General features: G+C 28.0%; 16 protein-coding genes. 7 read left to right on the top strand and 9 right to left on the bottom strand.

What is annotated here, in order from left to right; translation table 4 throughout:
* The first annotated feature begins 35 nt into the window (after positions 1-35).
* On the top strand, positions 36-446 hold the full coding sequence (locus tag AACK91_RS11630) for a DNA cytosine methyltransferase (protein ID WP_419335181.1): 411 nt from the start codon (positions 36-38) through the stop codon (positions 444-446).
* A 960-nt stretch (positions 447-1,406) separates the two neighbouring features.
* Here the strand turns inward: AACK91_RS11630 and AACK91_RS09315 are convergent.
* Together AACK91_RS09315 and AACK91_RS09310 are read right to left on the bottom strand one after the other, a co-directional pair.
* The gene (locus AACK91_RS09315; protein WP_338966122.1) at positions 1,407-3,104 is read right to left on the bottom strand and encodes a lipoprotein; all 1,698 of its coding nucleotides are present in this window, start codon (positions 3,102-3,104) and stop codon (positions 1,407-1,409) included.
* 339 nt (positions 3,105-3,443) lie between these two features.
* Entirely contained in the window at positions 3,444-3,995 is a 552-nt protein-coding gene (locus AACK91_RS09310; RefSeq protein WP_338966119.1) for a DJ-1 family glyoxalase III, read from the bottom strand.
* Between the two features lie 74 nt (positions 3,996-4,069).
* Here AACK91_RS09310 and AACK91_RS09305 point away from each other — a divergent pair, with 74 nt between their 5' ends.
* Together AACK91_RS09305 and AACK91_RS09300 are read left to right on the top strand one after the other, a co-directional pair.
* Positions 4,070-4,489 (top strand): hypothetical protein, encoded by a 420-nt coding sequence (locus AACK91_RS09305; RefSeq protein ID WP_338966117.1) that lies wholly within the window; start codon positions 4,070-4,072, stop codon positions 4,487-4,489.
* A gap of 68 nt (positions 4,490-4,557) precedes the next feature.
* Positions 4,558-5,004, top strand: coding sequence for a hypothetical protein (locus tag AACK91_RS09300; RefSeq protein WP_127092665.1), 447 nt, complete (start codon positions 4,558-4,560; stop codon positions 5,002-5,004).
* A gap of 49 nt (positions 5,005-5,053) precedes the next feature.
* Here AACK91_RS09300 and hpf read toward each other — a convergent pair whose 3' ends face one another.
* From hpf to AACK91_RS09270, 6 genes are all read right to left on the bottom strand, one after another.
* Positions 5,054-5,434: a ribosome hibernation-promoting factor, HPF/YfiA family gene (hpf, locus tag AACK91_RS09295; RefSeq protein ID WP_338966112.1), complete on the bottom strand. Its 381-nt coding sequence runs from the start codon at positions 5,432-5,434 to the stop codon at positions 5,054-5,056.
* Positions 5,435-5,528: 94 nt separating this feature from the next.
* A complete protein-coding gene (locus AACK91_RS09290) occupies positions 5,529-5,663 on the bottom strand; it encodes a hypothetical protein (protein ID WP_255516867.1) in 135 nt (44 codons plus the stop codon).
* A gap of 27 nt (positions 5,664-5,690) precedes the next feature.
* A complete protein-coding gene (locus tag AACK91_RS09285) occupies positions 5,691-6,107 on the bottom strand; it encodes a hypothetical protein (RefSeq protein ID WP_338966104.1) in 417 nt (138 codons plus the stop codon).
* A gap of 146 nt (positions 6,108-6,253) precedes the next feature.
* Positions 6,254-7,006, bottom strand: a complete 753-nt coding sequence (gene nadE / locus AACK91_RS09280) for an NAD(+) synthase (protein ID WP_338966101.1) — start codon at positions 7,004-7,006, stop codon at positions 6,254-6,256.
* The gene (obgE, locus tag AACK91_RS09275; protein ID WP_338966098.1) at positions 7,006-8,310 is read right to left on the bottom strand and encodes a GTPase ObgE; all 1,305 of its coding nucleotides are present in this window, start codon (positions 8,308-8,310) and stop codon (positions 7,006-7,008) included. Before obgE ends, nadE begins: the two co-directional genes overlap by 1 nt.
* A 367-nt stretch (positions 8,311-8,677) precedes the next feature.
* Entirely contained in the window at positions 8,678-9,016 is a 339-nt protein-coding gene (locus AACK91_RS09270; protein WP_338966096.1) for a DnaJ domain-containing protein, read from the bottom strand.
* Positions 9,017-9,261: 245 nt separating this feature from the next.
* Here AACK91_RS09270 and AACK91_RS09265 point away from each other — a divergent pair, with 245 nt between their 5' ends.
* From AACK91_RS09265 to AACK91_RS09250, 4 genes are all read left to right on the top strand, one after another.
* Entirely contained in the window at positions 9,262-10,224 is a 963-nt protein-coding gene (locus tag AACK91_RS09265; RefSeq protein ID WP_338963247.1) for an IS1/IS1595 family N-terminal zinc-binding domain-containing protein, read from the top strand.
* 360 nt (positions 10,225-10,584) lie between these two features.
* On the top strand, positions 10,585-11,520 hold the full coding sequence (gene miaA / locus AACK91_RS09260; protein WP_338966093.1) for a tRNA (adenosine(37)-N6)-dimethylallyltransferase MiaA: 936 nt from the start codon (positions 10,585-10,587) through the stop codon (positions 11,518-11,520).
* A 12-nt stretch (positions 11,521-11,532) separates the two neighbouring features.
* Positions 11,533-12,366, top strand: coding sequence for a chromate transporter (locus AACK91_RS09255; protein ID WP_338966091.1), 834 nt, complete (start codon positions 11,533-11,535; stop codon positions 12,364-12,366).
* A gap of 122 nt (positions 12,367-12,488) precedes the next feature.
* Positions 12,489-13,136, top strand: coding sequence for a chromate transporter (locus AACK91_RS09250; protein WP_338966089.1), 648 nt, complete (start codon positions 12,489-12,491; stop codon positions 13,134-13,136).
* Positions 13,137-13,260: 124 nt separating this feature from the next.
* On the opposite strand, the gene AACK91_RS09245 is transcribed toward AACK91_RS09250, so the two are convergent.
* Positions 13,261-14,223 carry an IS1/IS1595 family N-terminal zinc-binding domain-containing protein gene (locus AACK91_RS09245; RefSeq protein ID WP_338963247.1) on the bottom strand — a complete coding sequence of 321 codons (963 nt, stop codon included), beginning with the start codon at positions 14,221-14,223 and terminating at the stop codon, positions 13,261-13,263.
* Between the last annotated feature and the right edge of the window lie 7 nt (positions 14,224-14,230).

Raw genomic sequence — 14,230 nt, 5'->3', positions numbered from 1 at the left:
ATGTTTTAATTTTCTAAAAAAGTGAAAAGTAAGTTGTGCTTAAAATAATAGAATTATTTGCTGGAATTGGAGCCCCAAGAAAAGCACTAGAATTTGCAAATATTTCACATAAAACTATATGATTTAGTGAAATTGATAAATATGCAGAAAATAGTTATAGAGCAATTTTTAATGATTATGAAACCCCTAATTTAGGTGATATTACTAAAATAGATGTTAATAATTTACAAAAAGAAGAGGTTGATATAATAATTGGCGGTTGACCTTGCCAAGACATTTTGATAGCTGGAAAAAGAAAAGGAATGGATAAAGATAGTGATACTTGCCCCGCTCATGCCGCGGGAGTTTGATATTTTGTTCGTCAATCTGGAACATTCATGTTAATACTATTATCACCATTTATTGTTCCTCGTTGTAAATCTAAAATATCTTGCTTAGAATCATAATTAACGACTTCCATTATTTCTTTTGTTACATCATTCTTTTTAAACATCACATCTAAGAAACCTAGCATATCCTTATTAATTAAGACTGCATCTTGTGCATAATAAACATTAAACATATCATATGTTTCTTTAAAAGCGGGATTTTGGTCAATCGTAATTTCTGGATTTTGATTAATAAAATCAATTAAAACTTTTCCAATTTTATTCGTTAAATCAAGCATTAAAGTTTTAATTAAATTGGGATTATTTGTAGTAACATATTTAATATTAAATCTTGCTGGATTAGTTAATGTTTTGAATGAACCAGTATAACCAAAACTATAATTTACCACAACTGCTTTTAAATCCTTAATTGGTTCTGTAGTTAATTTTTGTAATGCTGCTACATCAACGTAATTTACTTTTAAATTTGAAGGACTCGTCTTAAAAGCAAACGGCATTGAATTAACATAATAGTTTGAGTATTTATTGGCAATTAATCGATTAACCTCATCAAAAACTGTTTTAAAATTATTCTCAAGTGCATAATTTAAAAATACTTCATGAGCTTCATTCATAATCTTTAATAACAAATCTAAATCTTTTCTAATATCATTATCATCATCACTAGGGTCAACATTCGGCTTAGATGCACAACTAACAACGGTTGTTACTCCTGCCGTTAACAATGAGCAGGTTCCTAATAAGGCTAATATTTTTTTCATTTTTTATGTCTCCTTATTAATATATTTATTTGTTGCTAAGTTTTTTATCATATTTTTCCTATATCACTAATTATAATTAAAAAAAGCAAGCACCCCTAAATTATTATAGGAATTATTGTCCTTAATTTTGTATTTTAAAATAAAAATGATTTGAAAGCATAGTTAACTATGCTTTCAAATCAGAATTTTTAATACTCTATTTTGAAGTATTTATATATGTAACAAAGATAAATTTAAAATACTTTTTCTTAATATCTTAATTCATCAAGTCCGATAATCATAAATCAAAATTGATATTTCCATTTGTTTCGTAAGCAATTTTATCATTATTTTTTGGAGTAACTTTAAATTTAACATTCATAAAACTAATTTTTATATCAGTTGCATTAAGAATTTGCGTTAAATCAGGTTGCTTATCACCTTCTTTAAAAGTTGCTTTAAAATCCTCTCACTGATTATTTTTATTTTTAAGTGATAACTTAACTGTTCCGGCAGTCATTGTAATGTTATTGTTATCTATTTCAGTATTGCTTAAACCTAAATTACGTAAAATCGTTGGTCCAGCAAAACTCATAATACTTGGCCCTAAATAAACATTAATTGCTGGAATATTGTGTTTTATCAGTGAATTAATTCCTTTTCACGTTTTTGGTTGTAAAATACTTTTCCCAACAGCATCAATCCCTTTTCCTTCATTTTGACTAAAAACATTTAAAATACTTGCAATTAATAAGGTTGGATTTAAGCTTAAATAAACAAATGTTTTTTCAAAAGAACCAGAATGACCTTTATCACCAACAAGACTTTGATCAAAAACATCATCAATTTCTATAGTAAATTCGAAAAATAACTTCAAAACTACTTTTCCAACAACTTTAAAAATATACTGATTATCAGCTTTCGTTGGTTCTCCTTTATACCCACTAAGTAAATGAAACATCAAACTATCAAAATTTGTTGCTGTATTTTCATAGAATCAGTTAGTTTCACCAAATTCAGTTTTAATATTTTCTTGAACATTTTTATTAACTGGTGACAATAAATATTGAATTAATGGTAAAACAGTATTATGAGTTGTTCCAATTCTTTCTTTGCCTTCTTTAAGGTATCATTGTAATAATGCAATAACATCTGGAGCAATATTATGCAATAAATCATTAACAGTTCCAGTTCCTTTTATGGTAATATCAGTTTTGTTCTCTTTAGTGGGTTTTACTACTTGAAAAGAAAACGGTAAGTCTTTTGTTAAGAAATCATCAAGACCAAGAACTGACAATATATCGCTAATCTTTTTTAAAACATCATTAAACTTAGTAACAAAATCGGGGGTATTTATTTGTGATAAATCAATACTATTGATTAATTCTGCTGGCAATTCAATTAAGCCAAGATAACTATATAAATCAGCAAGATTAATATCTAATCCCGGCATAATTGGTGGTAGTGGAAATTTAATACTTTGAGTTGTATCCCCCCCCACATCATTAATTTTATTAATGATGCTTGCTAAAAACAGTAATTCATTTGTTGATCACTTAATTTTAACACTAAATAGTTCAGTTGATTTTTTCTCCAAACTAACAATTGCATTTCCATTATTCACAACTAATTTTCCTTCTGCTGCGGTTAGTGCTAATTGTGTTTTAAACTCGTTAATGGTTGCTGCTGATAGAGCATTGCCATCAGAAATTTTTGGTTGCACAAATGTCGGATCAGCTTTAACGACTAACTTGTAACTTCCTAATGTTATTTTACTAGCTACTTCTGATGCTAATTTATCGTTTGTTATTTCTGATGAAGAAGCAAAAAATGGTGTATCAGTATATTGTTCTAATTGTTTTTTAATGTCATCAACTGACACATTCTGATCTTGAGGGTGACTACAAGCAACAACTGAAACGGCGCTTGTCCCCACCAACGATATTGCTCCTAAAAGAGCTAATATTCTCTTCATATTAGTCCTCCTATTTTTTAAAGTTTTTATCTAATTAATCCCATTAATATCTTTTAGTTTTATTTTTCAAAATTTATAATAACATTTTTTGTCATTATCAGTTAAAAATATTTTTTGTTATTAAAAAATAACAAACACCCTGTCTACCTCAATTAAGTTAAAAACCTCTTTTTTGGACAAAGGGAGTTAATAGCTAAGTTACTACAAACGGATCCAAGAGTTGTTAACAATTAATTTTAAATTACTTATGTTCCTTTGAGGTATTTTTATTTTACTCTTTTTATTTAACAAATTATTTGCTAAATTAAAATTATCTTGCAAATTATTTGCAAGATAATTTTAATCCCTAATGACTAATTCGTGATGTAATTCCATCACTTTTTCTGGTCCTAATACCCGATCAGCAATTGCCAACGCAAAATTCATTGTTGATCCAACCGAAGCCCCTGTAATAACGTGACCATCAGTAATTGCTGCCATTTCATCATTGTAAATTGCTTTTTCCATTCCTTTCGTACATCCTGGATAACTTGTTGCTTCTCTGTTGTCCAAGATTCCTAAATGCCCTAAAATTTGGGGAGCAGCACACACCGCGGCAATTGTTTTTTGATCACTATTTGCTTTTAATAATCAGTCTTTTAACATTTCACTTTTTGTAAGATTATCAACACCAACCCGACCGCCAGGCAAGACAAACCCATCATAATCTTCATATTTAACATCCTCAATTAATTTATCTGCTACAATTGTAACATTATGCGCTGAAACAACTTCTCGTTTTTTCATGATACTAACTAATTCCAAGTTAATCCCACCACGACGTAATACATCAGCGGTAATAATTGCTTCACCTTCTTCAAAACCAGTTGCTAAAAACAATGCAAATTTCATAATAACACCCCTTTCTCTTGGTAATTATAATATAATTTTATATAATTGTTAAGAAAAAAGAAAAAGGTGTAATTATGGGAATTTTTTCAAATTTAATTTATAAATTTCATCGTACGAAACATAAACGAAATAAAAAATATTATTTATTAAAAGATCGTAAAACATTGACAGTCAATAGTATTTCCCGAGATGTTGATGTTCATATTATTAAATCTTGACGCGATAAATTTACTAGTTTAATTCAACCAAAAGATATTACAATGAAAGATGGTTATTTACTACGAAACGTGCGCAGATTTAATAGTTTTGGGATTTTTTATCAACTTGATGTTATTTTTTGTAATAAAAACTTTGAAGTTATTTCAACAATTCAAAATTTTGGTTCACAAAAAATGAGTCATTATTTTTCAGAATGTTATTTTGTCTATTGTTTAGCACCGGGAATGATTAAATTCTTGAATATTAAAGCAAACGATATTTTACGAATTATTTAATTTATTAATAATATTATTAAAACTAAGTTATAATATATCTATTGATATGGTTAAGGAGGGAAAAAATTATGGCAAAATTAAAATATGCAACAATTAAGGTTAATGTTACTTTCCAAAAAGTAATGATTTGAATTTCTGGATTATGATTGTTTATTTTAGCAATTTTAAACTCATTTCCAAATGTTAAAGTTGACACAAGACTCTTTGTTCACAATAACACTGGAGATAATGGCGCAATTATTTTAATTACCGCTTTCTTGTTTATTTGTGTCGCAACCTTTGTTCGTCACAAAATTGGTAAATTAATTGCTGGAATTGTTTTTATCACAATTGCAATTATTGGTATGATCGGTGCAATTATCACTTCAACAAAAGAAATTTCAACTTGAGTAATTGTTGTTGGTGAATTAGTTGCTGTAATTGGGGCTTTAATTTGATTATTAGAAGGAATTGGTGCAATTCGGGTTAATAAAGCAAACGCCACAAATAATACAACTACTACTACTAAACAGTAATAAATAAAAAAAGGTTAACCAATGTTGGTTAACCTTTTTTTATTTTAGCTTAACTAAATTCCTCTTCTTGGTCCGCTTCAGCTTCAAGTGATGTTGCATAGACTTTTCCGAGGGCTTGATTTTTATTATGGCGGTCTTCTCTTTTGCCTTTAATTTTTCGTAACTGTTCTTCAATTTTATGTAAAGCTTGGTCAACTGCTTTATAAAAATCACTATTATGAACTTCTACTTTTAAGAAATTGTTTTTCCCTCTAATATCAATTGAAGTATTAATGACAACATTGTTCTCTTTGGTAAACTCAATATCAACATGAACAAGATCATTTTCATTAACTTGCTGATATTTTAATAATTTATTAAAAGTATCCATTAAATGCTGATGCATTGCATCAGTAATAATAATGTTTTTGCTACGAACTTTGTATTCCATTATATTCGCCTCGTTTCTATATTTTTATTATAACAAAACCACGAATAATTCACAGGTTAAAAAAAGAAAAACAAATAAAAATTAATAAAAAATTTTAACCTTCATTATCTAATAAGAAAAAATCAATATATTCATTTGTGACTTCCTCTAATCTTATTTTTTCAACTAAAACCTTACTTGCATTAATTTGCGCAAGATTTTCATTATATTGTTTAACTAATTTAACCAAAGGAGCATTAACTTCTTTTAATAACTCTTATAACTCTAACATTTCTTTTGTTGAATAACGTTGTGGCTCTTTAATTTTTAAATACAAATTTTTAGCATTTACTTCTGCTGGATTAACAACACTGACATATTTTTCTTTTGGATTATATTGTCGAACAATTGTGTCAATTCGAAATTCAAAACGCGTTAAAATTCCTGTAACATATTTTTCTAATAATGAATGTTGAATTAAATTTTCAAGCTCACTACGATTTTTAATCTTATTATGATTATTCTTTGTTTTTCATCATAAATGTTGAATTGACTGTTTCTTTTGATTTGCAAGATCATATAAATTAATTACTTCTTGATCAAGTTTAGTTTTTAACTTCTTTAAAATATCTAAATTTTCAAGTGTAAATTTTAATAAAAAATCGGTATTATCTACAATTAATTTATCGTCCATTTTATATTACTCCTTAAAATTATACACACTTTCACTATTATATATTATACTCTAAAAAGGTTCGTAAAACAAGAGGCAAAAGTTTACCATTTTTAATGTTAGTAATGGAATAAAAATATTTCATTATGTTTATGCTTTCATAATTTTTACTTTTTTGATTCGTTAATTAAAGAACTAAAAACAACTGGTGGTGCTTTTGGTAATTGCCGTTTATGTTCTGAACCTTGATGCAAATGTTGAATTCGGTTTGCTGCCGCGGCTGGAACTGGTTTTCCTTGTAAATAAGCATCTAACTGGTGATAACTAACACTTATTTCTTGTTCATCTGTTTGTGCTGTTCATAATCCCGCTGTTGGGGGACGCATAATAATTTCAGTTGGAACCTCCAATAAATGTGCTGCTTGTTGGACTTCACCTTTCAACAAGTGAATAAGTGGCACTAAATCAACTCCCCCATCACCATATTTGGTAAAATAACCAACATGTCATTCATCAGCATTATCCGTTCCTAACACCAAGTAGTTATGACTTTGTGCTAAAGCATATAAGGTTGTCATTCGTAATCGTGGTTTAATGTTACTTAATGCTAATTGGTGTGGTGGTAATGCTAAAGTTGTCACTAATTGATCATATGTTGATGATAAATCAACAATTTGATGGTTTAACTGGTGTTTATTAATTAGTAAATTTGCACATTCTTGGTCAAATTGATCAGAATGACAAGGCATAATAACCGTTAAATGTTGTTCAGGAAAAGCTTTTTGTCCTAATAACCCAACCACAGCAGAATCAATTCCACCAGATAGACCAATAACAACCCCATCACAATGTGCTTTTGTTACTTCTGATTTGATTCAATCAGTTAAATATGTTAAATATTGTTTTAAATCTTTCATCATTATCCATCCCATTCTAATTCGTAATCAAAAATTAGAACAACATCCCCTTGTTGTGCTCCTTTTGCTCGTAACATTTCAAAAACTTTTAAGTCTTGTAATTTTTTATTAAATAATAATAAATTATCATATGTTGTGATTGGTGTTTTTTGATATGCTTTTTGAACAGCAGGACCACTCACTTTTCAAACACCATTGCCAAGATTATCGACAACTACTTCTGTTTCAATTGGTGTCCTATAAGTATATACCTTATAATCTTCTTGTTCTGTGGGTAGTTCATCTAATTGTCATAAAGCTTTATTTTCATTAATTGTTGCTAAAGTAGCACCAATTTGATTTACTAACAATGTTAAATTTTGATTTTTTAAACCACTAATCTCAATAATCTCAGCACTTGGCATCTGCGCTTTAAACTTTACTAAATTTGCTGGAGAAATTTTAAGGTCCATTTTATTTGCCACAATAATTTCTTTGCGGAGTTCTAATTTATAATTATAATCTTTTAATTCACTTTTAATGTTTAAATAATTTTGATAAACATCTTCTGTTCCATAATTTCCGGACATATCTAAGACATGCACAATTAATTTACAACGCTCAATATGGCGTAAAAAGTCATGTCCTAACCCTTTTCCCTCCGCAGCGCCCGCAATTAATCCTGGTAAGTCGGCAACAACAAAACTATCATTATTTTGATCACGAACAACTCCTAGTTGCGGTGTTAAAGTTGTAAAGGGATAATCAGCAATTTGGGGTTTTGCTTTTGAAATTTTAGCTAATAATGTCGACTTACCAGCATTTGGTAATCCAACAAGTCCAACATCAGCTAAAACTTTTAATTCACAACGAATTTCTAATGTTTCCCCTAAATCACCTGCTTCAAAAATGGTTGGTGCTTTATTTTTTGCATTCGCAAAACGAGCATTACCACGACCACCTTGTCCCCCTTTCGCAAGAACAAGCTCTTGCTGATGAGCAACAATATCGCCAATAACTTCATTGGTTCCATTATTATAGATTAATGTTCCCAATGGTACTTTAATATATTTGTTAGTAGCATTTTTTCCGTGCATATTTTTAATTGTACCATTTTCGCCATCAAGAGCTTTAATTTCACGTTGATACTTTAAATCTAATAAGGTGTTGATTCCTTCATCCCCAACAAAGATAATGCTACCGCCATTACCACCATCACCACCCGATGGTCCTCCTTTGGGAACATACAATTCACGATGAAAAGAAACCGCTCCATCGCCGCCTTTCCCTGCAAATAATTTAATTGTTGCAACATCAATAAATTTCATCGTTCTTCCTTTTCTTAAATCCATTATTATCATTATACTAAAAGAAAACGAACAATTTGTTCGTTTTTTTGTTATTTTTGCTTTTTATGAACAAAGGATAGTAAAGAACTAACTTTAACCGAACGCCCCCCGTTCACCACCAGCATAGCCAGTATGGCCAACACGGTGAATTGTTACTTTTTGCTTTGGCTTTGATAAACTTGGTAAGTAAACAACAATTATTTTTTGTTCTTCATACCGACCAAAACCACCACAAGTCGAACAGAAATAATCAAAATCATTTTCAAGGTAATACCCTGTTCCATCACAAATTTTGCAATTTTCTTCGACTAATAAAGTAACATTAGCTTTCCCCGAACTAATAACATTAGCTGCTTTTAAAACAACTTTTCCAACTAGTAATGGTCCTTTTTTTTGGTTTTTTAAAGCGTTTTTTTAATCAAGCTTTATCATCAAAATCAAAAAAATAATGATGTTTTACATCATCAAAACTAGGAACAAATAAACTTTCATCATACTCTTGTTTTGTTTTATGATTTGATAAAATTTCATATGCTTCAGTAATTTCGCGAAACTTGTTTTCAGCATTTTTCTCTTTCGAAATATCTGGATGATATTTTTTTGCTAAACGACGAAAATTTTCTTTTATTTCTTCAGCAGAAGCAGTTGATGATATTTCTAATATCTTATAGTAATTCTTATTCATTATTTTCCCCTTATTAAAAATAGTCTATTAATAAAATTATTATTAAATATAATTTTTGTAAGTAAAAAATATTACTGTAGTCATATCTAGTTAAATATAAAATAGTTTTTAAGTTTTGACATTTTATATTATATCAAAAAATTCTAATAATTTAATAGTTATTTACTTTAATTTTGTCGAAAACTCTTGATATTTATAAAATATACTTAAAATTAGGTATATTTTTAATATATAGAGGTAAATAAATGATGAAAAAAATAATTACAGAATTAATAAATAGCTTAACAGATGATCAATTTTTAGAATTTTATGAAAAAATAAAACAACAAGCAGACTTAATTAAAAAACAAAAACGTTTAAATGAAATTGATCAAAAATTTAGAGATAAAGGCATTATATGTCCTAATTGCAAATCTTTTCATTGTGTTAAAAATGGTCATAATTCCGAAGGAAAACAAAAATATTTATGTAAAAAATGTCGTGCTAGTTTTGATGCATTTCGTCATCATTTTACTTATTGAAGTCATTTAAATTATGAACAGTGAAATTTATTAATTCAAATTTCATTGTTAGGACAATCTAGTAAAATAATTTCTCGTTTTATTAAAACAACCCCAAAAACCGCTTGATATAATCGACAAAAATTAATGCAATCAAAACAATTAGAAAATACACAGTTAAAATTTAAAAAATTAAATGGTCAAATCCAAATGGATGAAACATTTATTAAAGAAATTCATAAAGGCAATTTTAAAGATAAATTTGATAAACGAAAAACTCATCTCGATCCATTTTCAACTGATACCAAATGCTGTATTCAAATGGCAGTTGATAGCAATAATAATATTTTTGTTCAATCCACCAATACCAAAAGATTACAAAAACAATGGATTATTGAAAATATGAATAAGCAACTAATTAAAGAAAAATCAATAATTATTTCTGATATGCAACCACTATATTTATTAGTAGCAAAACAAACAAATTCTACTCTATATTCCACCAAAACTAGTACAAACCCTGATACTAGTTATCAAAAGTTAAATAAGATTAGTAAATTACAATCCAGTCTTAAAGAAGCCTTAATTCATTATCATGGTTTGGGTTTCACTAATATTCAAAATTATTTAAAGCTCTGAAAATGAAAATACCAACACAAAGGTTTAACACCAAACCAACAATCAACGGTATTATATTTTAACGTTTAAAAAATTTAAAGCAAAATCATAATCTTACACAAAATTAGTTTTCAAATTGTCATATTGATGATTTTTTTTATTTCATCAAGAGTTTTCGACAAAATTAAAGGGACGTTTTGGTTAAAAGAAATAAAATATATGATAAAATATAATTGTCCGCAAGGACAGTTTTCTACGTTTATTATAACGTTAAGGTGTGTTTGGGGTTATTAACCGCTATATAAATCAATAACTCTACACCCAAGCACTTAAAGCGGTTCAGAGTTATTTAAAAGCAAAAAGAAACTAACACTTGTTGTTAGTTTTTTCATTTGAAAAAGTAGATTATTCATTAAAAATTAGTTATATTTATAATGAGATTAGGGAGGTTTGACTGGTGAAAAAAAAGTTATTTTAATTGTTGGACCAACAGCAAGTGGTAAAACAGATTTATCAATTCAAGTTGCCCAACAATTTAAGGGAGAATGTGTTAATGCTGATGCAACGCAAATTTTCAATGGGTTGAATCTTGCAACAAATAAAATAACACCCGCTGAACAAGCAGGAATTCCCCATCATTTATTATCAACAATTGATTTAAATGATAATTATTCCATTAGTACTTACCAAGAACAAGGACGAGTTGTGTTAAAACAACTCTGAGCAAAAGACAAATTGCCAATTGTTGTTGGTGGTAGTGGCTTATATATTAATGCTTTATTAAAAAAATATAAATTTTCTAATCAAGGTCGTGATTTAACAAAAGCAAAAGAATATGAACAAGATTCAAATCAAGTCTTATGAGAAAAATTAGCAGCAATTGATCCACAAGAAAGTGCTAAAATTCATCCTAATAATCGGAAACGAGTTTGACGCGCATTAGAGTATTACTTTCAAAAAGGAACTTTAAAATCAAGCAATGATCAAGCACATAATGATTGGTATACTGAGCCATACATTATTGGGTTATTGCCCGATAAAGCAGAACTATATCAGCATCTTGCTGATCGTGTTTTAACCTTGACAGAACGAGGTTTATTTGCTGAGGTTAAAGCAGCATATGAATATTGTAATTATGATGTAACAAAACAAAGTATGAAAATTATTGGTTGTCCAGAAATTATCCAGTATTTAAAAGGAGAAATTTCTTATAAAGCAGCATTAGCAGCAATGGTACAAGCTAATAAAATTTATGCAAAGAAACAAATAACATGATTTAAACATCAATTAACAAATGTTCATTGATACCCATTCCATTATGAACAATTTAAGGATGTTTGTCACCAAATTATTCTTGATTTACAAAATAGTCATTATTTAAAATAGGAGGCCCCCCATATGAAAATTCCGTCAGATTTGCAATCATTTGCAGAAATGGTTCAAACAAAACGTCATCACATAAAAACTAATGAACAAATGCGAAAAGATTATTATGTTATCAAAAAAACAAAATTAATAGCAGCAAAAGAACAAGGGTGACGAAAAAAAAGAAAAAACCTTAAGAAAGAGTATCAACAAGAACTTCATCGCTATTATTTAAATGCAAATCATTTTTTTACTGAACAGATTCTAGAAGTAAAAACAATAATTAATTTAAATCTTATGACAATAACAAACTTAAAAAAGAGTAATACCAATGCTAATAAAAGTGAAGTTAAAACACAAATTAAAACATTACAAAAGAATAATAAAGTTAACTATCAAAAGTTAAATATTTTACAACCACATTTATTTTGAACAATTGTTTTAATGTTTATTAAGATTGCTTTTATTGGTTTTGGTGGCGGGAATGCGATGCTACCAATTATTTTTTCTGAAATTGTTGAAAAGAAAGGATGAATTAGTGCAGAATATTTTGATAAAATTGTTATTTTATCAAATGCTTTGCCAGGACCAGCAACAATTCAAGTTCCTGCTGTGATTGGTTATCAACTTTACGGGTGACAGGGGGCATTAGCAGCTTCTTTGTGAGCTAATTTTCCTCTAATGTTATTAGTTGGAGCTTTGACTGTTATTTTGCAAAATGCTATTCCTGAGTTATATTTGGCATACATATCATTAGCCATTATGCCCGTTATTTTAGCTTTAATTTTTGTTTTAATTATTAAAATGTTTCGTTCTTCGATGAAAGAAATTACATTATTTGTTTCTTTACCAATTATGATTTTTTAAATTATTTTTTTAGTGGCGGTTCCAGCTCCTTATAATATTCCATCAATTGTTGTTATTGTAATGTTGATAATTAGTTTAATTGTTTATAGTTATAAAAATAGACCACAAAGAGGACAAAAATAATGGTATTAAATATTATTCTTTATATTATTATTTGTTTTTTAGTCGGAATTACTACTTTTGGTGGTGGACAAGTTTTTTATGTTATTTTTAATTCGTTATTTACGCTAATTTTAACGCCAACAGTTGCAAATGAATTAGTTACTGTGCAAGACTGAAATTGAGGATTAATTTTTTCATCAGTAACTACAGGACCAGTATCTACTCATTTAACGGCTTATTTATCAATTTTAGTTTCAAAACAAAACGTTGGGCTATCACTATTAGTACTGATTATATCTTATGTTGTGATTACCTTGCCAGCAACAATTATTATGGTTAGCGTTGATAAACATGTTTCAATGGAAAGCAAACAATTTGGGTACATTGCAAAATTATTAAAACCAGCTATTATTGCAATTCTATTTTATTTAATTATTGATTTGATTTTTTCAGTTGCTAATTTTAATTTATATGGGGGAACTGCAAAAACAGGCCCCTATAGTTTTATTACAGGTAATTGGGTTGAAATTGTTAAAGTAAGTGTTTATTTTATTGTTGATTTTAGTTTAGCTGTTTTCATTTTTCTAAAGTATAAAAAAGTTAATCCGTTATGAGTAATTTTAGGATCGGGGGTTATTGGGTTCTGTATCTTTTATTTTATCCATTAATTTCAGGTATTTCTAGTAAATAACCTTTAATTTTGTCGAAAACTCTTGATGAAATAAAAAAAATCATCAATATGACAATTTGAAAACTAATTTTGTGTAAGATTATGATTTTGCTTTAAATTTTTTAAACGTTAAAATATAATACCGTTGATTGTTGGTTTGGTGTTAAACCTTTGTGTTGGTATTTTCATTTTCAGAGCTTTAAATAATTTTGAATATTAGTGAAACCCAAACCATGATAATGAATTAAGGCTTCTTTAAGACTGGATTGTAATTTACTAATCTTATTTAACTTTTGATAACTAGTATCAGGGTTTGTACTAGTTTTGGTGGAATATAGAGTAGAATTTGTTTGTTTTGCTACTAATAAATATAGTGGTTGCATATCAGAAATAATTATTGATTTTTCTTTAATTAGTTGCTTATTCATATTTTCAATAATCCATTGTTTTTGTAATCTTTTGGTATTGGTGGATTGAACAAAAATATTATTATTGCTATCAACTGCCATTTGAATACAGCATTTGGTATCAGTTGAAAATGGATCGAGATGAGTTTTTCGTTTATCAAATTTATCTTTAAAATTGCCTTTATGAATTTCTTTAATAAATGTTTCATCCATTTGGATTTGACCATTTAATTTTTTAAATTTTAACTGTGTATTTTCTAATTGTTTTGATTGCATTAATTTTTGTCGATTATATCAAGCGGTTTTTGGGGTTGTTTTAATAAAACGAGAAATTATTTTACTAGATTGTCCTAACAATGAAATTTGAATTAATAAATTTCACTGTTCATAATTTAAATGACTTCAATAAGTAAAATGATGACGAAATGCATCAAAACTAGCACGACATTTTTTACATAAATATTTTTGTTTTCCTTCGGAATTATGACCATTTTTAACACAATGAAAAGATTTGCAATTAGGACATATAATGCCTTTATCTCTAAATTTTTGATCAATTTCATTTAAACGTTTTTGTTTTTTAATTAAGTCTGCTTGTTGTTTTATTTTTTCATAAAATTCTAAAAATTGATCATCTGTTAAGCTATTTATTAATTCTGTAATTATTTTTTTCATCATTTATTTA

It is taken from the genome of Spiroplasma endosymbiont of Sarcophaga carnaria, from assembly GCF_964019595.1.
Classification (GTDB): Bacteria; Bacillota_I; Bacilli_A; order Mycoplasmatales; family Mycoplasmataceae; genus Spiroplasma; species Spiroplasma poulsonii.
Note: the sequence above shows the minus strand (reverse complement) of the source record. Positions and strands in the feature narration are given on the sequence as shown.